The organism is Mycolicibacterium neoaurum ATCC 25795 (genome assembly GCF_000691525.1).
GTDB lineage: Bacteria > Actinomycetota > Actinomycetes > Mycobacteriales > Mycobacteriaceae > Mycobacterium > Mycobacterium neoaurum.
Genome location: NZ_JMDW01000005.1, coordinates 374,140 through 398,000, shown reverse-complemented (window position 1 = coordinate 398,000; position 23,861 = coordinate 374,140). Strand labels below are relative to the sequence as shown.

Sequence of the window (23,861 nt, the reverse complement as noted above, 5' to 3'; positions counted from 1 at the left end):
ACTCATGATTCGCTCGCTTCGCTCACTCATGCGATTGCCTCGCATGCTCGGCTCTCGCATTGCAGACTCATGATTCGCTCGCTCATGCCGATGGCCTTCCGATCGCATGGGGCTTGCCGTGATCGTGTGCACCGCTCCGGCGGATGAACGTCATGGCTCTTGTCCGCAACCGCCAACCGTCCTCAGTACGCGCGTAGGTGTCACGGTAGTAACCGATGCGCATATCGTGCGCGGAGTGCTCGATGAAGCACAGCGGTTGGGTGCCGGTCGCCTCATCCGCACCCTCGACCAGATCGATCAGCGCGGTACCGGTCATGAACAGGCCCTTGGGAGCGGCGTCGACAAGCACCGGAAATCGTTCCAACGCATAGGTTTCGCCGAATGCGCTGTAAGTGCCATCCGGGGTGAAGACGCTCACAAGGCCGTCGATGTCACCTTGAGTGATGGTGACGGCGTACTTGGCCAGCACCTGCTGAATCTCGATCAGGTCGTCAGTGTGACGTGGAGTCATCGGCGTACTCATTCTTGTAGACCTTCCCACCCTTCATTACAAATGTAACCGTTCGTGTAACGGTGATGTCTTGCAGGGGGTCCCCGGGCACGGCAATGATGTCGGCCAAATATCCCTCCGCCAGCCGCCCGAGGTCCTTGGCATTGATCAGATCGGCGGCGATGGTGGTCGCCGAGCGCAACACCGCCGCCGGCGGCATACCCCATTCGACGAGGGTGACCAGTTCGTCGGCGTTCTTGCCGTGGGGGATCGCCGGGGCGTCGGTACCGACGGCGATCTTGACGCCCGCCTCGTACGCCGCCTTGATCGACGTCTCCGCCTTGGGAAACATCTCTGCGGCCTTGTCCTGCAGTACCTTCGGCGCCTTGGAAACATCCATGGCCTGTGCCAGCCGGCGAGTGGTCACCAGAAACCGATCGTTGTCGACCAACATCTGGATGGCCTCGTCATCCATCAGGAAGCCATGTTCGATGCAATCGATTCCGCAGGCCACCGCGTGCTTGACCGCTTCGGCACCATGGGTGTGTGCAGCCACGCGCAGGCCCCGCCGGTGCGCCTCGTCGACGATCGCGCGCAGTTCCTCATCCGAATAGTGCTGGGCTCCGGCCTCGCCGGTCAGTGACATGACGCCACCGGACACGCACACCTTGATGAGCTGGGCGCCGTGCTTGATCTGATAGCGCACCGCCTTGCGGATCTCGTCGACACCGTTGGCGATGCCCTCCTCGACGGTGAGTTCGAGCGCACCGGGCATGAACGCCGCGAACATGGTCGGGTCGAGGTGGCCTCCGGTCGGCGTTATGGCATGGCCGGCGGGGACCACACGTGGTCCTTCGACCCAGCCGGCGTCGATTGCCTTGCCCAGGGCTACGTCGAGTAGGTAACCGCCGGTCTTGACGAAAAGGCCGAGGTTTCGCACGGTGGTGAACCCGGCGCGCAGGGTGCGGCGGGCATTGCCGACAGCGCGCAACACCCGCGTCGGGGGATCGTCCTGCACCTGGGACAGACCGGGGTTCTCGCCCCGCCCGCCCATCAGCAGGTTGACCTCCATGTCCATCAGGCCGGGTAACAGGATCGCGTCACCAAGGTCGATCACCTCGCCCTCGGGCTCCCCGCCGATTCCGACAATCCGGTCCCCATCGACACGAACGATGCCGGGGCGAACAATCGCCCCGGCATCGACGTCGACCAGACCCGCAGCTTTGAGGGTCAACACGACTAGACCACCGGCTCCTTGATGAGGTTGATATAGGCTGCGCCGCTGTCGAGCACGCGCGGCTGCTTCCACACCTCGATAGGGAAGCTCACCATCACGATCGACTGGCCCAGGTGCACCAGTGCTTTCGCGTCATCGGGCATGCCCTTGAGGGGGAAGCGGGCATCCACGTAGACCATGATGTCCTCGAGCCGGGCCATGCCGGCGTCGTAGAGCTGCTGCATCTCGGCCATCGTGGAGTTCAGCCGCTTCTGGTAGCGCTCCTCCTCGGTGGGCAGGCACCAGTCGGCAAAGCGCTCCAGGTCGGCGAACTCCTCCGGCAACTTAGACATTCACCTGCTCCTTTTCCGGTGCCTTCGCACCGCTGGCGGCACCGTTGCTCGCACCGTTGGTTTTGGCTGCCTGTTCGGCCTTGTGCCGGTCGACGTACTGGTGTGCCGTCATGTGCAGATGGCGAAGCAGGATTTCCTGGTCGCACAGCGGGAAGTCGAGCACGGCCCTGGTGCCGATCTGGGTCTGGGTGGCCTCCAGGGTGTTGGCGTCCTGGAACGCGTACTCCTTGAACGTCACCGCGGCCAGCTCCTGTGACAGCCGTTCGCGCAAGTTCTTCGGCGGCACGAAGTACAGGTCGGCTTCGAAGATGTGACTGTCCACCCCGGTGGGCCAATAGTTGTACGTGAGGTACCAACCGGGCACCCAGAACAGCAGCGTCCAGTTCGGGAAGAACTCGAAAGAGTCTGTGCCCCAAGTCTTGTGTCGCCCCGGGTTGATGGCCGGTGGCAATTCGTCGGGCAAGATGCCCTTGATATCGGGCCGGTCCCATGGGCCGAACAGGCCACTGTGCAGGATGCGTTCGATCGGTTTGACCATGTTGAGGTCCTTGGGCGGGGACATGCCGCCCCACGACGACACCATCGAGTGGTCACCCTTGATGTCGTAGGCCAGCGCCTCGAAGCCGAAGTTGGCCAGTTTCTCGGCCTCCTCCTTCTCCGCCTGCTTCATGTGCAGGATCGGCGCGTGATAGAACTCGGTGAACGCGTCGATGAACAGTTTCCAGTTGGCCTTGATCTCCGAGCGGTAGCTGTAGTGCTCGGTCATCTCGTGGAACGGATAGCCCTTCAGGCCCTTCCCGAAATCGCCGAGATACTCTTCCAATGACACCGCTTCGTCATCGAAGTTGACGAAGATGAACCCTTCCCAGACCTCGCAACGCACCGGCTTGAGCGGATAATCGGCCTTGTCGAGGTCGAAGAACTCGCTCTCCTGCTGTACGAACGTCAGGTCTCCCTTGAGGTCGTAGCGCCACGCGTGGTACTTGCACACGAACTGGCGGCAGCTGCCGGACACCTCCTCGCCGGGATAGTCGTTCCATACCAGCTTGTTACCGCGATGGCGGCACATGTTGTAGAAGGCACGAATCTCATCACCGTCGTTGACGATGATGATCGATACCCCTGGCCCCACGGACGGCAACTCGCGGGTGACGTATCGGCCCTTCTTGGGGATGAGCTCGACCCGGCCCATGTGCAGCCACGTCTTGCGGAAGATGGCCTGCTGTTCGAGCTTCCAGTGCTCGGGATCGATCGAGTCCTCGTAGTTGACCGGGGCGGTCCCGAGTTCGGGCCAGTTCTCGGTCCAGCTGCCGGCGGCCGGCTTCGGGAAAAATGCCACGGTGTACCTCTCCTGTGTGCGTCCGATATGCGATGAGGTGACGACGAACTCGGCCGGGGACCGAGGCTGCCCTCTCCACTATGAGAATCATATTCTCATATCTGACTAATAGATTTCCACCTTCCCGCCTGGGGGTCAATAGTCGGGCCTGGTCAACATGTCGGCACCGCCGCCGCAGGCGGCCAAATATCGCGGTCAGGCACCATTGTCAGCTTGTTGGACGTTGATTCTCACAGACAGAGAAGTTAGTTTGCATTGATGGAGAATCGACAACCGGGATCGGTCGGAGGGGTGCAGCTGTGCGTATCGACGACATGATCTTGGTCAGCGTCGACGACCACATCATCGAACCGCCGGACATGTTCGCCAACCATCTGCCGGCGAAGTACCGGGACGAGGCGCCGCGGCTGGTGCACAATCCCGACGGCTCGGACACCTGGCAGTTCCGTGACACCGTGATCCCGAATGTGGCGCTCAACGCGGTGGCCGGCCGTCCCAAGGAGGAGTACGGCCTGGAGCCCCAGGGGCTCGATGAGATCCGCAAAGGCTGCTACGACGCGGCCGAGCGGGTCAAGGACATGAATGCTGGTGGCGTGCTCGCCACCATGAACTTCCCGTCCTTCCCGGGCTTTGCCGCGAGACTGTTTGCCACCGAGGATGCCGACTTCTCGCTGGCGCTGGTGCGGGCCTACAACGATTGGCACATCGACGAGTGGTGTGGTTCGCATCCCGGGCGGTTCATCCCGATGGCCGTCCCGGCGATCTGGGATCCGCAACTGTGCGCCGACGAGGTCCGCCGGGTGTCGAAGAAGGGTGTGCATTCGCTGACCTTCACGGAGAACCCTTCGGCTTTGGGATATCCGAGCTTCCACGACATGGAGTACTGGAAGCCGCTGTGGGATGCACTGGTCGACACCGACACGGTGATGAATGTGCACATCGGATCCTCGGGACGGCTGGCGATCACTGCCCCGGACGCACCGATGGACGTGATGATCACGCTGCAGCCGATGAACATCGTTCAGGCCGCCGCCGACCTGTTGTGGTCGGCGCCGATCAAGGCATACCCGGACCTCAAGATCGCCCTCAGTGAGGGTGGAACGGGGTGGATTCCGTACTTTCTGGACCGGGTGGACCGCACCTATGAGATGCATTCGACGTGGACGCATCAGGACTTCGGTGACAAGCTGCCCTCGGAGGTGTTCCGCGAACACTTCATGACCTGCTTCATCTCCGACCCGGTCGGTGTGAAGAACCGGCACCTGATCGGGGTGGACAACATCTGCTGGGAGATGGACTATCCGCACTCGGACTCGATGTGGCCGGGTGCGCCAGAGGAACTGCACGATGTCTTCGAGACCTATGAGGTGCCCGATGACGAGATCAACAAGATCACCCACGAGAACGCGATGCGGCTGTACCACTTCGAACCTTTCACGCACGTCCCTCGCGAGGACGCGACCGTCGGTTCGTTACGCAAACAGGCTGAGGGGCATGATGTCTCGATCCGGGCACTGAGCAATCACGACAGCCGCGGTGGGTCCAGCGTCGCGGACTTCGCCGCCAGCGCACGGGCCATCGCGGGCGCCGAGGACTAGAGCGATCTGGACGATGACACCGGCTCTCAGTGCGGCGTGCCGGTGCCCGAGCAGGTGGCGTCACTTTTGAGGAGAGAACAGTGTCCGGAATGAACTTCGAACTGACAGAAGATCAGCAGCTGATCCGAAAGTCGGTGGCCGCGCTGTCGGCCAGGTTCGACGACCACTACTGGATGGAGAAAGACCAGGCCCACGAGTTCCCCACCGAGTTCTACGAGGCCATCGCCGCCGGCGGCTGGCTGGGAATGACCATTCCCGAGGAGTACGGCGGCCACGGTCTCGGTATCACCGAGGCCACCATCATGGCCGAGGAGGTGGCCCGCTCCGGGGGTGGCATGAATGCCGCCAGCGCCATCCATATGTCGATATTCGGTATGCAACCGGTCGTCGTCTTCGGGTCCGATCAGATGAAGGCAGAGACGCTGCCGCGCATCGCCAACGGCGATCTGCACGTCTGCTTCGGTGTCACCGAACCGGGTGCGGGCCTGGACACCTCGCGTATCACGACATTCGCCCGACGCGACCGGGACACCTATGTGGTGAACGGACGTAAGGTGTGGATCTCCAAGGCGCTGGAGTCCGAGAAGATTCTGCTGCTGACACGCACCACGCCGCGCGACGAGGTGGCCAAGCCCACCGACGGGCTCACGTTGTTCCTCACCGACATCGACCGCGATCATGTCGACATCCGCCCGATCAAGAAGATGGGCCGCAACGCGGTGTCCTCCAACGAGGTGTTCATCGACGACCTGCGAATCCCGGCGGACCACCGCATCGGGGAAGAGGGCAAGGGGTTCTCCTACATCCTGCACGGACTCAATCCGGAGCGGATGCTGATCGCCGCCGAGGCACTGGGTATCGGACGAGTGGCACTGGACCGGGCGGTGAAGTATGCCAACGAGCGGGTGGTCTTCGACCGGCCCATCGGGATGAACCAGGGCATCCAGTTCCCGCTGGCCGACTCGCTGGCCCGCCTGGACGCGGCCGAGCTGATCCTGCGCAAGGCAACCTGGCTGTACGACAACGGCAAACCTTGTGGGCGCGAGGCCAATATGGCGAAGTATCTGTGCGCGGATGCCGGATTTTCGGCAGCGGACCGCGCCCTGCAGACACACGGGGGGATGGGCTACTCCGAGGAGTACAACATCTCCCGGTTCTTCCGAGAGTCGCGCCTGATGAAGATCGCCCCCGTGAGCCAGGAGATGATCCTGAACTTCCTGGGCGCCAACGTCCTCGGCCTGCCCAAGAGCTACTGATGGGGCCCCTTCGTCGGGCCGAACGCGGCATGGTTATGTGAGGGCTGTGAGCGCACCGCTTAACGGGATCACCGTCATCGCCATGGAGCAGGCGGTATCGGCGCCGATGTGCACCAGGGTGCTGGCGGACTTCGGTGCTCGAGTCATCAAGATAGAGAATCCCACGGGCGGCGACTTCGCCCGTGACTACGATGACGTCGTCAACGGGATGGCCGCGCACTTCGTCTGGGCCAATCGGGGCAAGCAATCCGTCACACTCAACCTCAAGTCGCCGGCCGGTATGGATGTGTTGCATCGGTTGCTCGACGGCGCGGATGCCTTCGTCTCCAACCTCGCGCCAGGAGCAACCGCCCGTCTGGGTCTTGGACCCGACGACCTGCGCCGGCGCCACCCACAGGTGATCCCGCTGGAGATCGACGGTTACGGCCCTGGCGGTCCGCTGTCGCAGAAGCGCGCCTATGACCTGCTGGTCCAGGCGGAGTCCGGATCGTGTGCGGCCACCGGATATCCCGGGATGCCCGCCAAGCCCGGCGCGCCGGTCGCCGATATCACCACCGGCCTGTACTCGGCCTTGTCGATCATGGCGTTGTTGTTGGGTCGGGCTCGATCCGGCGCCACCGATGCCGCACCGTCCGTGGCGGTCAGCCTGTTCGACACCATGACCGACATCATGGGATACCAGTTGACCTACACCCAGCATTCGGGCATCGACCAGGAACCGCTGGGTATGAGCTCTCCCGCCGTCGCGCCGTACGGGTCATTCGGCACCCGAGATGGGCAGACCGTGGTGTTGGGTACCACCAACGACCGGGAGTGGCAACGGCTGGCCCGTGAGATCATCGAGCGTCCCGACCTGGCTGATGATCCCCGCTTCGCCACCAATGCGCAGCGCTGCTCGCATCGCGACGAACTCAACGCTGCCATCGAATCCTGGTGTCTGAATCATGATCTCGATGCCATCCAGGAGACCGCCGATGCTGCCGGCATCGGTAATTCGCGTTACAACAAACCGAGCGAGGTCATCGCCCATCCGCACCTACAGGCACGTGACCGCTGGCGCCGGGTCAGCACGCCCAACGGGGACATCGACGCGCTGTTGCCGCCGCCGGTGATCAGCGGCCATGAGTTGGCCATGGGGCCGGTGCCCGGACTGGGTGAGCACACCGAGGCCGTATTGGCTGAAATCGGGTACAGCGCCATGGAACTCGCCGATCTGCGGGCCGGTGGAGCGATCGGACCGGAGTACGAATGAGCGACGCGCTGCTGATCGATGACCGTGGCGGGGTACGCACCCTGACGCTTAACCGACCGCACCGCAAGAACGCCATCGATGGAGAACTCTGGAATGCACTGGCTGCCGCTCTGCGTGCCGTCGACGCCGACGACGCCGTGCGCGCGGTGGTGCTCACCGGGGCCGGTGGTGCGTTCTGCTCGGGAGCCGACATCGGCACCGGCGAGGCGGTGCACCCGCGGCGCAAGCTGCAGCGCCTCACCGATGTCGCGCTGGCACTGCACAATCTGACGGTACCTACGATCGCCAAGGTGAAGGGCGTCGCGGTCGGCGCAGGCTGGAATCTGGCGCTGGGATGCGATCTGGTGGTGGCGACACCGGAATCGAGGTTCAGTCAGATCTTCACCAGGCGGGGTCTTTCGGTTGATCTCGGGGGATCCTGGTTGCTGCCCAAGCTCGTCGGCTTGCAACAGGCCAAACGCCTTGTGTTGTTGGCCGATATGTTCGAGGCCGACGAGGCGCACCGGCTCGGCCTGGTCACCTGGGTGCGCGAGGCCGATGAGATCGATGGGTTCGTCGACACCCTCGCGCGCCGTCTGGCCGACGGCCCGCCATATGCACTTGCACAGAGCAAGGCGCTGCTCAACGATGGTGCCTCAGCTACCTTCGCCGAAGCGCTGGCCAACGAGTCGCGGGCTCAGCCAGGCAATTTCGCCACCGCCGACTCGGCGGAGGCATACGCGGCCTTCGGCGCCAAACGAGATCCGTCATTCACCGGAACCTGGGCTGTACCGCCCCCTTCCTCTGGGGCAGGAGTGGAGCGACCCGGGGGAAAACACAGTACGAAGGAGTCGTAGAGATGCGCGAGACCGTCATCGTCGGAGCCGTGCGAACCCCGGTCGGGAAGCGAAACGGCGGTCTGTCCGACCAGCATGCCGCCGATCTTTCCGCCGTCGTGCTCAACGAGCTCGCCGAGCGCACCGGCGTCGACCCGGGACTGGTCGACGATGTGGTGTGGGGCTGTGTGTCACAGGTGGGTGACCAGTCGAGCAATATCGGTCGTTACGCCGTGTTGGCCGCAGGTTGGCCAGAGTCCATACCGGGGACCACGGTCAACCGGGCCTGCGGATCGAGCCAACAGGCGCTGGATTTCGCTGTGCAGGCGGTGATGTCGGGCCAGCAGGATATCGTCGTCGCCGGTGGGGTCGAGGTGATGAGCCGGGTTCCGCTGGGGGCGGCACGAACCACCGGTCAGCCGTACGGACCGAAGGTGTTCGTCCGGTACGACGACTTCTCGTTCAACCAGGGCATCTCGGCCGAGCTGATATGCCAGAAGTGGGACCTCTCGCGCACCCGCTGCGACGAGTACTCGGTGCGGTCACACGAGCGCGCGGCCGCCGCCCAGGATGCCGGCGCGTTCATCGACCAGATCGTGCCCATATTCACCGAAACCGACGTCATCACCGATGACGAGGGCGTCCGTCGCGGCACCACGGTCGAAAAGCTGGCTGGTCTCAAACCGGCTTTCACCGACGACGGTGTCATCCACGCCGGAAATTCATCGCAGATCTCCGATGGTGCAGCCGCACTGCTGGTGATGACGGCCGACCAGGCCTTGAACCTCGGCCTTACCCCGCTTGTTCGATACCGCGCGGGCGCGGTCACCGGTGCCGATCCGGTGCTGATGCTTACCGGTCCCATCCCGGCCACGTCGAAGGTGTTGCGCAAGGCCGGCGTCGGCATCGACGAGGTCGGGGTGTTCGAGGTCAATGAGGCATTCGCGCCGGTGCCGTTGGCGTGGCTGGCTGAGACCGGGGTGGACGAGGAAAAACTCAACCCGCTCGGTGGAGCGATATCACTGGGGCATCCGCTCGGTGCATCCGGCGCGGTACTGATGACCAGGATGATCCATTACATGCGGGACAACGGAATTCGGTACGGACTGCAGACCATGTGTGAGGGCGACGGCACCGCCAACGCCACGCTGGTCGAGCTCGTAGCCTGAGCGAAAGGAACTTTGGATGCAACGCAATCTCTTCACCGAGGACCATGAGGCATTCCGCGAACTGGCCCGTGACTTCGTCGAGAAGGAAGTCGTGCCGGCCTATCCCGCCTGGGAGAAGGGTGGGCGCATGCCGCGTGCAGTGTTCGAGAAGATGGGCGCCCTAGGGATGTTGGGCATGGCCATCCCTGCGGAGTACGGCGGCGGTGACGCCCCGGATTATCGCTACAACGTGGTATTGCAGGAGGAGGCCGCGCGTGCGCTGGTGACGTTGTCCACGGTGCGTACCCAGCTAGAGGTGATCCTGCCGTACTTCCTGCACTACGCGAATGAGGAGCAGCGCAAACGCTGGTTTCCTGGCCTTGCCGACGGAACGTTGCTCACCGCGGTGGCAATGACCGAACCAGGTACCGGGTCCGACCTGGCTGGTATGCGGACCACCGCGGTGCGTGACGGGGATGATTGGGTTCTCAACGGGGCCAAGACTTTCATCACCGGTGGTATGCAGGCCGATCTGGTCGTCGTGGTCGCGCGCACCGCTACCGATCCTGACAACCGGCGCAAGGGGCTCACGCTGCTGGTGGTCGAAGACGGCATGCCCGGCTTCACGCGTGGCCGGGAACTGGAGAAGATGGGTTGCAAAGTGCAGGACACCGCCGAGTTGTCGTTCGTCGACGTCCGGGTGCCCGCGGCCAATGTGCTCGGCGAGGAAGGTGAGGCGTTCGGCTACCTCGGGCACAACCTGCCCCAGGAACGCCTGACGGTCGCGGTGGGTTCGGTGGCGCAGGCGCGATCGGCCATCGCAGCGGCCATCGGCTATACCAAGGATCGCAAGGCGTTCGGCACGCCGGTTGCGTCCTTTCAGAACACCAAGTTCGAGTTGGCCGCCTGCTCGGCGGAGGTGGAGGCCGCGCAGGCCATGCTGGACCGGGCGGTGGCACTGCACGTGGATGGCGAGTTGTCGGCGGCCGACGCGGCCAGGGTGAAACTGTTCTGCACCGAAATGCAGGCCCGGGTGATCGACCGCTGTCTGCAATTGTTCGGCGGTTACGGCTACATGATGGAGTATCCGATCGCCCGGCTGTATACCGATGCCCGGGTTGCGCGGATCTACGCCGGCACCAGCGAGGTCATGAAGGTGATCATCGCCAAGGATCTCGGCCTGTAGACACTTCACGGCTCGGGTGTAACGCCGGACGTCGTGAGAGAGCTCCAAAAAATTGTTCGGTGAGACCCTTGTCACAGGTCGGCAAACCAACCTACTGTGTGTTCAGTTGGTTGGTTGCGAACGTGACGAGGAGAGCGGTGACGACGACATCTGCCGCATCCGGCCCTCGGCCGTATGAGTCGCTGCTGGCCAAGGGTGAGGACCGTAAGCAGCGCATTCTCGCCGCCGCGGAGACCCTGCTGGCGCGCAATGGCTGGCGGAACACGTCGCTGGCACAGATCGCCCGAGAAGCCGGGGTGAGTGCTGCCGGTCTGTTGCACCACTTCGAATCCAAGGAGCAACTCCTGCACGCCGTGCTCGATGCGCGGGATTTCGATGATGACGCTCACGCCGACCGCAACGGCGATCTCGTCGCGAATATCGGACGGGTGGCCGAGCGGTTCCACCGGGCTCCGGCCTTGGTCGGCACCTTCACCGTGCTGCTGGTGGAGAACATTCAGCCCGACGCCCCACTGCACGACCGATTGGTCGCTCGCCAGCAGGCCGCCGTCGCCATCGTCGCCGACGCCATCCGGCGCGCACAGGCGGACGGGCGGTACCGCCCAGACCTCGACCCGGCCGTGAAGGCCGTGGAGATCCTCGCTTTCATCAATGGAATGGAGACAGCATGGCTACTCGATCCTTCGATTCCGCTCGCCGAGGTGTTCAAGGGGTACACCGAGGCGCTGGCTCGCGATTTCGATCCGGGGGTGACAACGGACAGGAGTTCGCCATGAGATACCGGCTCGATGTGGTGTCTCCCGGTGTGACCGAGGTGGTCCGCAATGCCGGCGGTTGGCTCGTCGACCGTGTGATGGCCGGTTGGGATGTGACCGTGCTGATCGCCGGTGCGGATGTAGATGTCCGCCCACTGCAGATCCTCGGGGTTGCCATCGGTGATCTGGAGACGGCGGTGCAGATGTGGGAGGGCCGTCCCCACCCGCAGACCGTGGCGGTGGCGGCCGATCTGTTCGTCAGCGACGCCCGGGTGCGCGAAGGAGTACTCGGGGCGCTGGACCAGGGCATGACAGAGGTCACGCTGTGGGGTGAGAGCTGGCCCCAGGAACTCGACAGCACAGTGGATTTCGTCCAGCACGAGCTCAGTGCGGCGGCGCGCGCCTTCAAGGCTCAGGCGCTGGCCGCCGCCGGTGAGAGTGCGCCGGTGGACCGCACCGAGGTCTTCCGCTGCGGTGTGATGTCTTGTCCGTCCGTAGCAGATGACCTGGTGCCGGCCAGTTAGACCAGTGTCGGCATCGCCGACCAGCCGCGGACCGCCGCCGTCTCCGAAGGGATGGCCCCGGTCCAGTCCACTTCCCACTCCGGGAATCGCTTGAGTATCTCTTCCAGCGCGACCCGACCCTCGAGCCGGGCAAGCGCGTTGCCCATGCAGAAGTGCGTTCCGGCGCCGAACGTCATGTGCGACTTCTGTTCCCGGTGGATATCGAAGACGTCCCCGTCGGGTGCGAACCGGCGATGGTCGCGATTGGCGGCGCCGACGAGCATGAGCATCGCCGAACCCTCCGGCACGGTCGTGCCGTAATACTCGACGTCGCGGGTGACGTAGCGGGCGATCTGCAGTGCGGGCGGCTCCCAACGCAGGATCTCTTCGATGGCCTGCGGTATCAGTGCCGGATTCTCAACGAGGTCGCGGCGTTGATCGGGATGGTCTGCCAATGTCTTACCCGCCCAACCCAACATCCGGGTGGTGGTCTCCGACCCGGCCGTGGCGATCACCGTCAGATACAACAGCAGCTCGTCACGGCGTAGTTTGCGCACGGTGCCGGTTTCGTCCTGGAACTCGGCGTTCAGCAAGTCGGTCATGATGTCGTCGGATGGGTGTTCGGAACGCCAGTCGATGAACTCGGCAAACACCTCACCGGTGGCCAGGGCGTCCACTGTCGTCCCTTGCAGCGTCTCCTCGCCGTGATCGGTGATGGCTCGCTGCCGGTCCTCCGGGATACCGAGCAACATACCGATGACGCGCATGGGCATCTGCTCACCGAGATCGTTGACGAAATCGAACCGGCTCGCGCCGGCGATCTTGTCCAGGCACTTGGTGGTGAACTCCCGGATCTGCGGTTCCAAACCCAAGACCTTGCGCGGGGTGAACATCCGAGACAGCAGATTGCGGTGAATATTGTGAATCGGCGGATCCTCGAAAATGAGAGTGCCGGGGGGTATTTCGATACCGGACTTGATGAGCTCCAGCAGCGCACCGCGCCCGGATATGAATGTCTCGTGGTCGACGACGCCCCTGTTGACATCGTCATAACGGCTCAATGCATAGAAGTCGTGCTGCTCGTTGTAATAGAGCGGGGCCTCCTCCCGGATCCGGGCGAACACCGGGAAGGGGTTCATGTTGAGGTCGATGTTGTATGGGTCGTAATAGAGGTCGGCCTCGGTCGGTGCGCTCATGCGTCTCCTGACGAAATGGTGGGCTGCTGAGCATCTGCCTAACAGAGTTCTGCCGGCGGGGTCAAGAGTGCGAAATGCGCACCAGGACTTTGCCAATAGCGTGTCCGTCTGCGACATGCCTCAAGGCGGCCGCTGACTCGGCGAGCGGGAACTCGGCACCGATGTGCGGGGTGATGGCACCCGTTGCCAGCAGCCGGCGCAACTCCGATTCGTTGCGCGCGAACTCGTCGGCGGACACATCCCGGAATTGGAAGCCCGCGACGGTGATGCCCTTGACCAGAACCAGGTTCAACGGAATTCGCGGGATGTCGCCCGAGGCGTATCCGACCGTCACGAAACGCCCGCCCCTGTGCAGGGAACGCAGCGCGGGCTCGGCCAGTGCGCCACCCACCGGGTCGAGCACCGCGGCGGCCCCGCCGGGCAGGGCCGCGCGCAGTGCCTGGCGCAGATCCCCGCCGCGGTGGTCGATACCGTGCACGGCACCGTACCGGGACGCGATCGCGAGCTTCTCGACGCTCGACGCCACGGCTGTCACCCGCGCGCCCAGAGCGGTTGCCGACGCCACGGCGGCCAGGCCCACGCCGCCGCCGGCGCCCAGCACCACGACGTCATCACCCGGTGTCACCCGCGCTACCGAACGCAGCGCGTGATACGCCGTACGGAACGCCACGCCAGATGCGGCTGCGATCCGGTCGTCGGTACCGATCGGCACCATCGTCAACGCCGCAGGCGGCAGGCAGATCTCCTCGGCGAACGCACCGGACATCGCGGTTCCGGTCACCCGGTCACCGACGGCGAAAGCCGATGCCATGCCGTCGGTCTCGACCACCACACCGGTGAACTCGCTGCCCGGCACGAACGGCGGTGGGACATCAACCTGGTATCGGCCGGCCACCAGTAGCACATCCGGAAAGTTCACCGCCGCCACGCGTACCCGCACACGCAGCTGTCCGTCGGCACGTGCGGGGGAGGGCAGCTCCCGGACCTCGACCACCTCGGGCGGACCGTGCGCCGGGCAGACCGCGGCCCTCACCGGTAGTCGCTGGACTCGGCGAGTTCGGCCGCCGAGGCCATCAGATCGGTGACCACCGGTCCGAATGCCAGCAGCTTCTCGTCGTCACCGGCGCGTTGATACCCCTGCTCCAGCACGATGGCCAGCTTCCACTTCGCCAGCACCAGGTAGTAGTCCAGATCATCGACCTGCCGTCCGGACACCTCGGCATAGTGACCGACCACCTGGTCGCGGGTCGGCGCCCCGCGCATGTCGACGTAATTCATCGCGGCGTGGTCGTTTTCGTGTGCAGGCCAACTCTGCACCATCCAGCCCAGATCGAGTTTCGGGTCACCGACCGTGCCCATCTCCCAGTCGACGATAGCCGCCAGCTGCGCGGGCGCCCCGTGCCGGTACATGACATTGGCGAACTGATAGTCACCGTGCATCAGCCCCGGGATGAAATCCAGTGGCTTGTGCGCCTTCAGCCAGGCCGTCGCGGTCTCCAACCCGGGCAGTTCCCGCTTGTTGATGCGCTCCAGGAAGCCGATCCAGCGGTCGACCTGACGCTCGTGGAAGCCATCGGGCCTGCCCAGATCGCCGAGGCCACGGGATTTCCAGTCGACCGTGGACAGTAGTGCGATGCCCTCGGCCAGTTGGTAGCTCAAACCGGGCCGGGCGTCGAGATCGTCGTCGAACGGGTCGGGCCAGCGACCGTGCTGGTCCATCGGGGACCAGCCGTCGACGAAACCCATCAGGTAGAACGACCGGCCGAGCACGTCCGGGTCGGCGCACACGCCGACGGCCTCGGTGTGCGGGACGTCGGTGCCGTCGAGTGCCTCGATGATGCGCCATTCCCGCAGGATGCCCTTGTCGCGGTCGGGCGGGGCGCCCGGCGGCGGCATCCGCAGCACGCTGCGGTGCTCGCCGCGGGTGAGTTCATAGATGACGTTCTGGGTGCCGCCGGACAGGAAGCGGGCGTTCAGTGGTGCGCCGGTGCCGGGCAGTCCGGCGTGGTCCATCCAATCGGCAAGGCGGCCAACGTCGATCGCCGGCGTGCTCACAGGTTGCCCACCTCGGCTTCCAGATGTTCGGCGAATCTGGCGCGGGCCGCGTCGCGCTTGCCGGGAATCCACTCGGTCGGCCAGGGCCCGTCGGTGGCGGTGTAGTCCCGCAGCACCTGCTTGGCCACCGTGGTCTTGTGCACCTCGGTCGGACCGTCGGCCAGCCCCATCACCGCGGCCCCGGTCACCATGCCGAGGAACGGCATCTCGTTGGTGACGCCGAGCGCACCGTGCACTTGCATTGCCCGCCAGGCGATATCGTGCAGCACGGTGGGCATGACCACCTTCACCGCAGCGATGTCCTTACGGACCTTCTTGTAGTCGTTGTACTTGTCGATCTCCCACGCGGTGTAGAGCACCAACAGTCGGAACTGCTTGAGCTGGGCGTAGGAATCGGCGATGTATTGCTGCACGGCTTGCTTCTCGGAGAGCAGGCTGCCCGCGGTGTGCCGCGACAGCGCGCGCTCGCACATCATGTCGAGCGCCTTCTGCGCGAGACCGATGGTGCGCATCGCGTGATGTATGCGACCTCCGCCCAACCGGGTCTGGGCGATGACGAAGGCCTGGCCCTCACCGCCCAGCAGCGCGGAGTCCGGCACCCGGACGTTGTCGTAGTGGATGAGCGCGTGTGACCCCTCGCCGTCGGCCTCGCCGTAGAGGCCGGAGTTGCGCACGATGGTGACGCCGGGGGTGTCGGTGGGCACCAGGAACATCGACATGCCCTGGTACGGGCTGACATCGGGGTTGGTGACGACCATGACGATCAGGAACGATGATGTCGAGGCGTTGGAGGAGAAGAACTTGTTGCCGTTGATGATCCAGTCGTCACCGTCGCGCACGGCAGCGGTGCGGAACTGGGTGGGGTCGGCCCCGCCCTGCGGTTCGGTCATGGAGTAACACGAGAACACCTCGCCGTCGAGCAGTGGGCGCAGATAGCGCTCCTTCTGCTCGGGTGTGCCGTAGTGCGCGATGATCTCGGCATTTCCGGTATCGGGTGCCTGGCAGCCGAACACGATCGGCGCCCACTGGGAGCGGCCCAGGATCTCGTTCAGCAGAGCCAATTTCAGCTGTCCGAAACCCTGACCACCGAGTTCGGGTCCCAGGTGGGTGGCCCACAGACCCTTGTCCCGCACCCGGTGCTTCAAGGGGTCCACGACGGCGCGGCGGGCCTCGTCCAGCGGGGTGAACTGCAGGTGCGGCCAGATCAGATCCAGCGGTTCGACCTCATCGCGGACGAAGGCGTCCGCCCAGGCCAGGAGTTCGGCGAACTCCGGATCGGTTTCGAAATCCCATGCCATGGCTGGCTCCTTCGGTGTCCCGCGCCGAGAACGATAGTCGAACCGACGATGCTGGCAGACTGGTTTCATGGGGTTACGCATCGCAGGTACGGCGTTCGGACTGATCGCTCTCGGCGCCGGCGGCATACAGCTGTGGGCCTATGCGGTCACCGATTGGCCGCGGCACCTGGTCCTCGGGGTGTTCGCCTGCGCGGTCGGGTTATGCGTGCTCATGGCTTTGGGCCGGACTTCCTTGTCAGATAGTCGATCTGACGGTGTATCGCGATCAAGGCGAAAAACGGAAGGATCATGAACGGCACGTTCTCTGCGATGAATTTGAACCACAAGCCGAACGCGCCCTGGCCGATATCGCCGAAGCCGGCACGTACCTCGGATGCGAAGTACACTCCGGTGCTGCTGATCAGCATCGCGCAACCGGCGAACGCCAACCAAAGGTATCGGATTCGGGACTCGGTCGGCAGATCGGTGCGAATCAACTTGAGCCACACGCCGAACAACATGGCGCCGGTGAGGACGCCGATCAACTCCAACCCGAAGATCCAGGTATTGCCGCTGGTGTAGCGGGTGTCAGCCAGTCCGTACTGCCACCACAGCCACCTCCAGCCGGGGTCTGTGGTCGGCGTCCACCAGTTCAGCGGATGGCCGATCAGAAAGATCGTCTCGTAGCCGAGCTGGCTACCTGCGGTATAGGGAAGATAGATCAGCGTGAGCTCGGATGCCCGCTGAAGCCGGGTGCGCTGCTCACCGTGACCTGTCCAGAAGTACACCAGCGGTAGCACGATGACGGGCAGCCCGAAGGCCAGGTTGGCGACGACGTCGACGGTGAAGCTCGGCGGCAGCAGTCCGGTACCCACGCCGATGACCGCAGCGGTGAAGGCGAATCCGGTGATCGCGGTGAGTGCGATGTAGGCCCGACGTCTATGCGGTGCCCAGGGCTGGGCCAGGGCGGGCTCGGTGTTCCCGGTCTCGGCAACAGCTGTCATGCGTCGTCAGGGTAGGCGGTTCGCCGCCCGATGTTGTGCGAATGCTCAGCATTGCCGAACATGTGCTTGTCAAGGCCGCAATTGCACTCGTTGACGGCGGCCTGCGCCTGTGGAAATGTGATACTCAACTATGAGAGGCGCATTCTCATCGCGCAGGAACGGAGTGAACATGGCGATCGACCCAGCCGGCATCGACTGGTTCAAGGATCCGCGGCTGGTAGCCGATCCCTATCCGTATTTCAATGCGTTGCGGGACAAGTGCCCGGTGCAGCCAGAGGACATCTATGGCGTGACCATGGTGACGGGCTGGGAAGAAGCCGTCTCGGTATACAACGACGAGGAGACCTTCTCCTCGTGCACATCGGTCACGGGTCCGTTCCCCGGTTTCCCTGTGCCGCTGGAAGGCCGCGATGATGTCGCCGAGCTCATCGAGAAGCACCGGGACGAGCTGCCGTTCAGCGATCAGCTGCCCACGCTCGACCCACCGGTGCACACCAACCATCGCTCGCTGATGATGCGGCTCATCACGCCCAAACGACTCAAGGAGAACGAGGACGCGATGTGGCAGCTCGCCGACGAGGTGCTCGACGAGTACCTCGCTGCCGGGCACGGTGAGTTCATCAAGGGCTTCGCCAGTCCCTTCACCCTGCTGGTGATCGCCGACCTGCTCGGCATCCCGCCCGAGGACCGCAATGCGTTCGTCGACGGCATCTCGCAGAACTCCGGTGGCGGCGTCGGTAGCACCGGCAGCGAGTCACTCTCGCACAGCCCGCTTGAGTTCCTCTACGGTCAGTTCGAGGCCTACATCGAGGACCGCCGCATCAATCCGCGCGAGGACATCCTCACCGGCATGGCCACCGCATTGTTCCCCGATGGCACCACCCCGAGTCCGGGTGACGTGGCCCGCGTCGCCACCAATGTCTTCTCGGCGGGCCAGGAGACCACGGTCCGGCTGTTGGGTACTGCGGTGAAGGTGCTTGGCGATCGTCCGGATGTGCAACAGCAGGTGCGTGCCGACCGCAGCCTGCTGCCGAACTTCATCGAAGAGGCGCTGCGCTTCGAGAGTCCGGTCAAGGGGGACTTCCGGTTGTCGCGGACCCCGGTGACGGTGGGGGACCAGGAGTTGCCGTCCGGGCGCACAGTGATGGTGGTCAACGGCGCCGCCAACCGGGATCCGCGGCGGTTCGAGGATCCGGACACCTTCGACCCGGCGCGCAAGAACGCCCGTCAGCATCTGGCGTTCGGGCGTGGCATCCATTCCTGCCCGGGGGCGCCGTTGGCCCGCGCCGAGACGCGTGTCGGACTGGAACGGCTGCTGGACCGCACCACCGACATCCGCATCTCGGAGGACAAGCACGGACCGGCCGGGCAGCGGGACTACAACTACATCCCGACGTTCATCTTGCGTGGGCTGACTCATCTGCACCTGGAGTTCGACGTCAAATGAAGGTCGAAGTGGACGAGGACCGCTGCGCGGGCCACGGTATGTGCCTGACGTTGTGTCCCGAGGTCTTCGACCTGTCCGACGACGGCTGGGCGGTCGCCGCGCCGGGGGAGGTGTCGACCGAACACGAGGCGGCCGTCGAAGAGGCCATTGCCTGCTGTCCCGAGAACGCCATCCGCAAGCTCTGACCACACCCATTCACCGACAAGGAGTTTCACGCCATGGCCAAGGGCTACGTGATCATCACCGAAGACATCAAGGACCCGGCCGGAATGGCCGAATACGGCAAGCTGGCGAGCAAGGCGATGGCCGGTGCCACAGTGCTGGGTTTCGGCCCGGCCGTCGAGACGCTCGAGGGTGAGTGGCGCGGAACCCAAACGGTGCTGCTGGAATTCGAATCCGTCGAGGCGGCCAGGGAGTGGTATTACTCCGACGCCTACCAGGAGGCGGTCAAGCTGCGTCAGGCCGCGGCCGACTGCAACGGAGCGATCATCGCCGGCTTCTAACCTGGCAATCGGGAGTATCAACTACTTGTCATTCAACTGGGTGGGCGCTACCGTCAGAGCATGGCGCGCTTCCCGAAACCGGCAGAGGGTAGTTGGACCGAGCACTATCCGGATCTGGGTACCGGACCGGTCTCCTACGAGGACTCGATCAACCCGGAGATCTACGAGCTCGAACGTCGGGCCATCTTCAAGAGGGCCTGGCTGAACGTGGGCCGGGTGGAGTTGCTGCCTCGCAAGGGCAGCTACTTCACCAAGGAGATGAAGGCCGCCAACACCTCGATCATCTTGTGCCGCACGACAAAAGGTGAGGTGAAGGCGTACCACAACATCTGCAGGCATCGCGGGAACAAGCTGGTGTGGAACGATATGCCGCTGGAGGAGACTGCCGGCACCTGTCGTCAGTTCATCTGCAAGTACCACGCCTGGCGCTATGACCTGGAAGGCACGCTGACCTACGTCCAGCAGGAGGAGGAGTTCTTCGACCTGGACAAGGATCGTTACGGGTTGGTGCCGGTGCACTGCGAGGTGTGGGAGGGGTTCATCTTCGTCAACTTCGCGCCCGAACCCGAGCAGACGTTGACCGAATTCCTCGGCCCGATGATCACCGACCTGTCCGGCTATCCGTTCGGCAAGATGACCTCGCGGTTCACCTATCGCTCTGAGGTGAAGGCGAATTGGAAGCTCTACATGGACGCGTTCCAGGAGTTCTACCACGCGCCCGTGCTGCACGCGAACCAGACGCCGACCGGGTACTCCAAGGCCGCCGCCGAGGCCGGTTTCGAAGCGCCGCACTATTGGATCGAGGGACCGCACCGGTTGGTGAGTACCTCCGGGGTGCGTGCGTGGGAGATGGCCGACGAGATGCGCAAGCCCATCGAGGACATCTGCCAGAGCGGACTCTTCGGTCCATGGGACAAACCTGATCTCGGTGCGATGCCGGCCGGTCTGAATCCGGCGAAATGCGATCCCTGGGGCCTGGATTCGTTCCAGTTGTTCCCGAATTTCGTCATCCTGTTCTGGGGCCAGGGCTGGTATCTGACCTACCATTACTGGCCGACATCGTTCAACACGCACACCTTCGAGTGCACGCTGTACTTCCCGCAGCCACGCACACCGCGGGAACGGCTGGCCCAGGAACTGGCGGCGGCCTCGTTCAAGGAATACGGCCTGCAGGACGCCAACACCCTGGAGGCAACCCAGACCAGCATCGAATCCCGGGTGGTCGACGAGTTCCTCTACTGCGATCAGGAGATCCTGCTGCGCCACCTGCACAAGGAGACCGCGGCCTGGATCGAGGACTACCAGCGCAAGACGGCGGGGGTGTGAGGGCCATGTTGCCTGCCGAATTCGCCGATCTGGAACAGTTTTCGGAGTGGATCCTGCCCACCGAGGCGCAGCGGTACGCCAAGCGGTTGGACAGTTCCATGACCGAGATGCAGGCCTTCTACGAGGCCGTCACCGCACGCGCCGAGGAGGCCATCTCCTACTGCGACAAGTTCAGCCTCGACGACATGCCCGAGGATGTGCTGCACCTCATGCAGCTGCTGTACTCGATGGTCACGGTGTCCTTCCCCGTCGAATGCTGGAAGCAACCGAGGGTGCCCGATTCCGGGGCCACCAGCCTGGACTGCGTCTACGAGCCCGTCCCTTGACGTCTTCATCTCCCGTCGCTTCGCTCGCCCCGACCATTCTGAAGGCCGCGCGGTGGGCCGACGTCGACACCGGCGAGATCCATTCACCCGCGGTGATCGTGATCGAGGAGAATCGCATCACCGCGGTGAATCCCGAGGGACCGCTACCGGATTCGGCCATCGTGATCGACCTCGGTGACGTGACACTGCTGCCAGGTCTGATGGACATGGAGCTCAACCTGCTCATCGGCGGGCCGGGCAGTCCGGAGGGGTTGCCCACCCCGATGCACGGGGTACAGGACGATCCGGCCTACCGGACGTTGCGCGGGGCGGTGAACGCGCGCACCACCCTGGACGCCGGGTTCACCACCGTGCGCAACCTGGGTCTGATGGTCAAGACCGGCGGGTACCTGCTCGACGTCGCGCTGCAGCGCGCCATCGACCAGGGTTGGCATGCCGGCCCGCGCATCTACCCCGCCGGGCACGCCGTCACACCGTACGGCGGACACCTGGATCCCACTGTCTTCCAACGGCTCGCCCCGGGCGTCATGCCACTCTCGGTGGCCGAGGGGATCGCCAACGGGGTGCCGGATGTCATTGCCTGCGTGCGGTACCAGGTTCGGCACGGCGCCAAGCTGATCAAGGTGTCCGCCTCCGGTGGTGTGATGTCCCACAGCACGGCACCGGGCGCGCAGCAGTATTCGGACGCGGAGTTCGAGGCGATCGCCGACGAGGCGCACCGGGCGGGGGTGAAGGTGGCCGCACACGCGGTCGGCGACAGCGCCATCCGGGCGTGTATCCGAGCCGGGATCGACTGTATCGAGCACGGATTCCTGGCCACCGACGAGACGATCCAGATGATGGTCGACCATGGCACCTTCCTGGTGTCGACCACCTATCTCACCGACGCGATGGCGATCGACCGGATCGCGCCGGAGCTGCGGGAGAAGGCGCTCGAGGTGTTCCCGCGGGCAAAGGCGATGCTGCCCAAGGCCATCGAGGCCGGTGTCCGCATCGCATGTGGCACCGATGCGCCGGCCATCCCGCACGGGCAGAACGCCAAGGAGCTGGTCGCACTGGTCGGTCGTGGGATGACGCCGATGCAGGCGATCCGGTCCGCGACCGTGATCGCGGCCGAGCTCGTCGACGCCGAACACGAACTGGGACGCCTCGCCGAGGGCTATCTGGCCGATATCATCGCCGTACCGGGCGATGTGTCCCGCGATATCTCGGCCACGCTGGACGTGCGGTTCGTCATGAAGGATGGCGTGGTCGTCAAGGGTTAGAGGATGGGCGGCTGGGATGGGCGACGATATTGCTGTTGAACTGACCGACAACATTCTCTGGCTGCTCAAGCAGGCCTTCTACTTCTCCCTCACCTCGGTCAACGACTCGGTGAAACCGCATGGTGTCAGCACCGCCCAGATAGGCGTGCTGCGCCAGCTGGCGAACCAGCCCGGCCTGTCGGCCGCCGAGCTGGCCCGCCGGCTGCTTATCAGCCCGCAGGGAGTGCAGCTCGCGGTGACCGCGCTGGAGAAGCGAGGGCTGGTCGAGCGCAAGCAGGATCCGCAGCACGGCCGGATCCTGCAGACCTTTCTCACCGATGAGGGGCGCAGCATCGCCGCCGCGGTGGTCAGCGACGCCGTCAAGGCGCACGACGCCGTATTCGGCGTGCTCAGCCGGGCCGAGCAGGAACAGCTGCGGGAGCTGCTCAGCCGGGTCGTCGAGCAGGGCACCGGGCACACCTTGTATGCCGATCATATCGATTGATGCCAAGTACTTGAGATATATGACAAGTACTTGATATGTTCGGCGGGATGAACCCCGTCGACGGATTTTCGCCGCTGCGCATCAAAGAGGTGGTGCGGGAGACCCGTGATGCCTTGTCGCTGGTGCTCGACATCCCGGAAACCGAGCAGCGGCGGTTCACCTATCAGGCGGGGCAGTTCCTCACCCTGCGCGTCACCGTCGGGGGTCAGGAATATCGGCGCTGCTATTCGATGTCGTCATCCCCGGCGCTGCAGCAGGATCTGCGTGTCACCGTCAAGCGCGACGGTGCCGGTGTGGTGTCGAACTGGCTCAATGACCATGTGGCCCCGGGAGATCAGATCGAGGTCGCTGCGCCGGCGGGCCGGTTCGTCCGATCCGACAGCGATCGCGAGCTCATCGCGTTCGCCGGCGGGAGCGGGATCACGCCGGTGTACTCGCTGATCCAGACGGTGCTTGCCGCGGCGGGCCGGGCGCGACTGCTCTACGCCAACCGTGCCGCCGAGTCGGTCATCTTCGCCGATGCATTGGCCGGGCTCGCCGATCGACACGAGGACAGGTTCGTCCTGCAGCATCACCTCGATGCCGAACAGGGCGTGGTGACCGCCGAGATCATCACCGAATTCCTCGGCGCAACAGACGATGTCGCCGGTGCCGACTACTACGTCTGCGGCCCGGCGCCGTTCATGGACACCGTCGAGAAGGTTTTGCTGTCTGCCGGGGTGCCGGCCGATCAGCTGTTCCTGGAGCGGTTCAGCGCGGCGCCGGTGCCGGTCGACGACGAGGTGCCGGTCACCGAAGAGGTCACCATCGAACTCGACCGGCAGACCGTCACCGTCGGCTACCGGGCGGGTAACACCCTGCTGCAGACCGCGCGGATGGCCGGGCTGAAGGCGCCGTCGTCCTGCGAGACAGGTTCCTGCGGAACGTGTATCGCGCAGGTGACCGAGGGCAGTGCGCGGCTGCTGAACAACGACGCGCTCGATGACGACGAGATCGCCGAGGGGTTCGTCGTCACCTGTCAGGCGTTGCCGACCAGTCGCACGATCCGGTTTGTCTACGAGTAGGGA

25 protein-coding genes are annotated in these 23,861 nt (G+C 64.4%); 16 read left to right on the top strand and 9 right to left on the bottom strand.

What is annotated here, in order from left to right; all coding sequences use genetic code 11:
• Positions 1–82: 82 nt before the first annotated feature.
• From IC40_RS0106195 to IC40_RS0106180, 4 genes are read right to left on the bottom strand one after another with little or no spacing between them, the layout of a single operon-like run.
• Positions 83–511 (bottom strand): nuclear transport factor 2 family protein, encoded by a 429-nt coding sequence (locus tag IC40_RS0106195; protein ID WP_162179257.1) that lies wholly within the window; start codon positions 509–511, stop codon positions 83–85.
• The gene (locus IC40_RS0106190; RefSeq protein ID WP_030133875.1) at positions 492–1,727 is read right to left on the bottom strand and encodes a metal-dependent hydrolase family protein; all 1,236 of its coding nucleotides are present in this window, start codon (positions 1,725–1,727) and stop codon (positions 492–494) included. Before IC40_RS0106190 ends, IC40_RS0106195 begins: the two co-directional genes overlap by 20 nt.
• 2 nt (positions 1,728–1,729) lie before the next feature.
• Entirely contained in the window at positions 1,730–2,059 is a 330-nt protein-coding gene (locus IC40_RS0106185) for a hypothetical protein (RefSeq protein ID WP_030133874.1), read from the bottom strand.
• Complete coding sequence (locus tag IC40_RS0106180) at positions 2,052–3,398, bottom strand: aromatic ring-hydroxylating oxygenase subunit alpha (protein WP_030133873.1); 1,347 nt, start codon at positions 3,396–3,398, stop codon at positions 2,052–2,054. Before IC40_RS0106180 ends, IC40_RS0106185 begins: the two co-directional genes overlap by 8 nt.
• Before the next feature lie 299 nt (positions 3,399–3,697).
• Here IC40_RS0106180 and IC40_RS0106175 point away from each other — a divergent pair, with 299 nt between their 5' ends.
• The 8 genes from IC40_RS0106175 (at position 3,698) to IC40_RS0106140 (ending at position 11,932) form a co-directional block, all read left to right on the top strand.
• Positions 3,698–4,996 carry an amidohydrolase family protein gene (locus IC40_RS0106175; RefSeq protein ID WP_110783525.1) on the top strand — a complete coding sequence of 433 codons (1,299 nt, stop codon included), beginning with the start codon at positions 3,698–3,700 and terminating at the stop codon, positions 4,994–4,996.
• Positions 4,997–5,085: 89 nt separating this feature from the next.
• Positions 5,086–6,252, top strand: a complete 1,167-nt coding sequence (locus tag IC40_RS0106170; protein ID WP_030133871.1) for an acyl-CoA dehydrogenase family protein — start codon at positions 5,086–5,088, stop codon at positions 6,250–6,252.
• 46 nt (positions 6,253–6,298) lie between these two features.
• Positions 6,299–7,504 carry a CaiB/BaiF CoA transferase family protein gene (locus tag IC40_RS0106165; RefSeq protein WP_267880956.1) on the top strand — a complete coding sequence of 402 codons (1,206 nt, stop codon included), beginning with the start codon at positions 6,299–6,301 and terminating at the stop codon, positions 7,502–7,504.
• The gene (locus IC40_RS0106160) at positions 7,501–8,340 is read left to right on the top strand and encodes an enoyl-CoA hydratase/isomerase family protein (RefSeq protein ID WP_042510015.1); all 840 of its coding nucleotides are present in this window, start codon (positions 7,501–7,503) and stop codon (positions 8,338–8,340) included. The genes IC40_RS0106165 and IC40_RS0106160 overlap by 4 nt, the downstream gene beginning before the upstream one ends.
• A gap of 2 nt (positions 8,341–8,342) precedes the next feature.
• Positions 8,343–9,488: a thiolase family protein gene (locus tag IC40_RS0106155; protein WP_030133868.1), complete on the top strand. Its 1,146-nt coding sequence runs from the start codon at positions 8,343–8,345 to the stop codon at positions 9,486–9,488.
• A gap of 16 nt (positions 9,489–9,504) precedes the next feature.
• Entirely contained in the window at positions 9,505–10,653 is a 1,149-nt protein-coding gene (locus IC40_RS0106150) for an acyl-CoA dehydrogenase family protein (RefSeq protein WP_030133867.1), read from the top strand.
• A 137-nt stretch (positions 10,654–10,790) separates the two neighbouring features.
• On the top strand, positions 10,791–11,429 hold the full coding sequence (locus IC40_RS0106145) for a TetR/AcrR family transcriptional regulator (protein ID WP_030133866.1): 639 nt from the start codon (positions 10,791–10,793) through the stop codon (positions 11,427–11,429).
• The gene (locus IC40_RS0106140) at positions 11,426–11,932 is read left to right on the top strand and encodes a hypothetical protein (RefSeq protein ID WP_030133865.1); all 507 of its coding nucleotides are present in this window, start codon (positions 11,426–11,428) and stop codon (positions 11,930–11,932) included. Before IC40_RS0106145 ends, IC40_RS0106140 begins: the two co-directional genes overlap by 4 nt.
• On the opposite strand, the gene IC40_RS0106135 is transcribed toward IC40_RS0106140, so the two are convergent.
• From IC40_RS0106135 to IC40_RS0106115, 5 genes are all read right to left on the bottom strand, one after another.
• Positions 11,929–13,107, bottom strand: coding sequence for a cytochrome P450 (locus IC40_RS0106135; protein WP_030133864.1), 1,179 nt, complete (start codon positions 13,105–13,107; stop codon positions 11,929–11,931). The genes IC40_RS0106140 and IC40_RS0106135 overlap by 4 nt on opposite strands.
• A 61-nt stretch (positions 13,108–13,168) precedes the next feature.
• Positions 13,169–14,140: an NADPH:quinone oxidoreductase family protein gene (locus tag IC40_RS0106130; RefSeq protein WP_030133863.1), complete on the bottom strand. Its 972-nt coding sequence runs from the start codon at positions 14,138–14,140 to the stop codon at positions 13,169–13,171.
• Positions 14,137–15,120: a phosphotransferase family protein gene (locus IC40_RS0106125; RefSeq protein ID WP_042510016.1), complete on the bottom strand. Its 984-nt coding sequence runs from the start codon at positions 15,118–15,120 to the stop codon at positions 14,137–14,139. Before IC40_RS0106125 ends, IC40_RS0106130 begins: the two co-directional genes overlap by 4 nt.
• Positions 15,121–15,158: 38 nt before the next feature.
• Positions 15,159–16,460 carry an acyl-CoA dehydrogenase family protein gene (locus IC40_RS0106120; RefSeq protein ID WP_030133861.1) on the bottom strand — a complete coding sequence of 434 codons (1,302 nt, stop codon included), beginning with the start codon at positions 16,458–16,460 and terminating at the stop codon, positions 15,159–15,161.
• 209 nt (positions 16,461–16,669) lie between these two features.
• Positions 16,670–17,443, bottom strand: a complete 774-nt coding sequence (locus IC40_RS0106115) for a hypothetical protein (protein WP_030133860.1) — start codon at positions 17,441–17,443, stop codon at positions 16,670–16,672.
• Positions 17,444–17,612: 169 nt separating this feature from the next.
• On the opposite strand from IC40_RS0106115, the gene IC40_RS0106110 reads away from it, so the two are divergent.
• Genes IC40_RS0106110 through IC40_RS0106075 form a run of 8 tightly spaced genes read left to right on the top strand, consistent with a single transcriptional unit; the run spans position 17,613 to position 23,858 of the window.
• Entirely contained in the window at positions 17,613–18,890 is a 1,278-nt protein-coding gene (locus tag IC40_RS0106110; protein ID WP_030133859.1) for a cytochrome P450, read from the top strand.
• Entirely contained in the window at positions 18,887–19,075 is a 189-nt protein-coding gene (locus tag IC40_RS0106105) for a ferredoxin (RefSeq protein WP_030133858.1), read from the top strand. Before IC40_RS0106110 ends, IC40_RS0106105 begins: the two co-directional genes overlap by 4 nt.
• A 33-nt stretch (positions 19,076–19,108) precedes the next feature.
• Positions 19,109–19,393, top strand: coding sequence for a DUF1330 domain-containing protein (locus tag IC40_RS0106100; protein WP_030133857.1), 285 nt, complete (start codon positions 19,109–19,111; stop codon positions 19,391–19,393).
• 60 nt (positions 19,394–19,453) lie between these two features.
• On the top strand, positions 19,454–20,719 hold the full coding sequence (locus IC40_RS0106095; RefSeq protein WP_030133856.1) for an aromatic ring-hydroxylating oxygenase subunit alpha: 1,266 nt from the start codon (positions 19,454–19,456) through the stop codon (positions 20,717–20,719).
• 5 nt (positions 20,720–20,724) lie between these two features.
• Positions 20,725–21,045 (top strand): hypothetical protein, encoded by a 321-nt coding sequence (locus tag IC40_RS0106090; protein ID WP_030133855.1) that lies wholly within the window; start codon positions 20,725–20,727, stop codon positions 21,043–21,045.
• Positions 21,021–22,310 carry a metal-dependent hydrolase family protein gene (locus IC40_RS0106085; protein WP_372494044.1) on the top strand — a complete coding sequence of 430 codons (1,290 nt, stop codon included), beginning with the start codon at positions 21,021–21,023 and terminating at the stop codon, positions 22,308–22,310. Before IC40_RS0106090 ends, IC40_RS0106085 begins: the two co-directional genes overlap by 25 nt.
• Before the next feature lie 16 nt (positions 22,311–22,326).
• Entirely contained in the window at positions 22,327–22,794 is a 468-nt protein-coding gene (locus IC40_RS0106080; protein WP_030133853.1) for a MarR family winged helix-turn-helix transcriptional regulator, read from the top strand.
• A gap of 47 nt (positions 22,795–22,841) precedes the next feature.
• Positions 22,842–23,858: a ferredoxin--NADP reductase gene (locus tag IC40_RS0106075; RefSeq protein WP_042510039.1), complete on the top strand. Its 1,017-nt coding sequence runs from the start codon at positions 22,842–22,844 to the stop codon at positions 23,856–23,858.
• Positions 23,859–23,861: the final 3 nt, after the last annotated feature.

What these genes read in the sequence shown, in the direction of transcription:
- IC40_RS0106100 (WP_030133857.1), top strand. Translation starts at nt 19,109, where the DNA reads ATGGCCAAGGGCTACGTGATCATCACCGAAGACATCAAGGACCCGGCC.
- IC40_RS0106115 (WP_030133860.1), bottom strand. Translation starts at nt 17,443, where the DNA reads ATGACAGCTGTTGCCGAGACCGGGAACACCGAGCCCGCCCTGGCCCAG.
- IC40_RS0106110 (WP_030133859.1), top strand. Translation starts at nt 17,613, where the DNA reads ATGGCGATCGACCCAGCCGGCATCGACTGGTTCAAGGATCCGCGGCTG.
- IC40_RS0106170 (WP_030133871.1), top strand. Translation starts at nt 5,086, where the DNA reads ATGAACTTCGAACTGACAGAAGATCAGCAGCTGATCCGAAAGTCGGTG.
- IC40_RS0106080 (WP_030133853.1), top strand. Translation starts at nt 22,327, where the DNA reads ATGGGCGACGATATTGCTGTTGAACTGACCGACAACATTCTCTGGCTG.
- IC40_RS0106125 (WP_042510016.1), bottom strand. Translation starts at nt 15,120, where the DNA reads ATGGACCACGCCGGACTGCCCGGCACCGGCGCACCACTGAACGCCCGC.
- IC40_RS0106095 (WP_030133856.1), top strand. Translation starts at nt 19,454, where the DNA reads ATGGCGCGCTTCCCGAAACCGGCAGAGGGTAGTTGGACCGAGCACTAT.
- IC40_RS0106090 (WP_030133855.1), top strand. Translation starts at nt 20,725, where the DNA reads ATGTTGCCTGCCGAATTCGCCGATCTGGAACAGTTTTCGGAGTGGATC.
- IC40_RS0106120 (WP_030133861.1), bottom strand. Translation starts at nt 16,460, where the DNA reads ATGGCATGGGATTTCGAAACCGATCCGGAGTTCGCCGAACTCCTGGCC.
- IC40_RS0106150 (WP_030133867.1), top strand. Translation starts at nt 9,505, where the DNA reads ATGCAACGCAATCTCTTCACCGAGGACCATGAGGCATTCCGCGAACTG.
- IC40_RS0106155 (WP_030133868.1), top strand. Translation starts at nt 8,343, where the DNA reads ATGCGCGAGACCGTCATCGTCGGAGCCGTGCGAACCCCGGTCGGGAAG.
- IC40_RS0106185 (WP_030133874.1), bottom strand. Translation starts at nt 2,059, where the DNA reads ATGTCTAAGTTGCCGGAGGAGTTCGCCGACCTGGAGCGCTTTGCCGAC.
- IC40_RS0106140 (WP_030133865.1), top strand. Translation starts at nt 11,426, where the DNA reads ATGAGATACCGGCTCGATGTGGTGTCTCCCGGTGTGACCGAGGTGGTC.
- IC40_RS0106135 (WP_030133864.1), bottom strand. Translation starts at nt 13,107, where the DNA reads ATGAGCGCACCGACCGAGGCCGACCTCTATTACGACCCATACAACATC.
- IC40_RS0106075 (WP_042510039.1), top strand. Translation starts at nt 22,842, where the DNA reads ATGAACCCCGTCGACGGATTTTCGCCGCTGCGCATCAAAGAGGTGGTG.
- IC40_RS0106195 (WP_162179257.1), bottom strand. Translation starts at nt 511, where the DNA reads ATGACTCCACGTCACACTGACGACCTGATCGAGATTCAGCAGGTGCTG.
- IC40_RS0106105 (WP_030133858.1), top strand. Translation starts at nt 18,887, where the DNA reads ATGAAGGTCGAAGTGGACGAGGACCGCTGCGCGGGCCACGGTATGTGC.
- IC40_RS0106160 (WP_042510015.1), top strand. Translation starts at nt 7,501, where the DNA reads ATGAGCGACGCGCTGCTGATCGATGACCGTGGCGGGGTACGCACCCTG.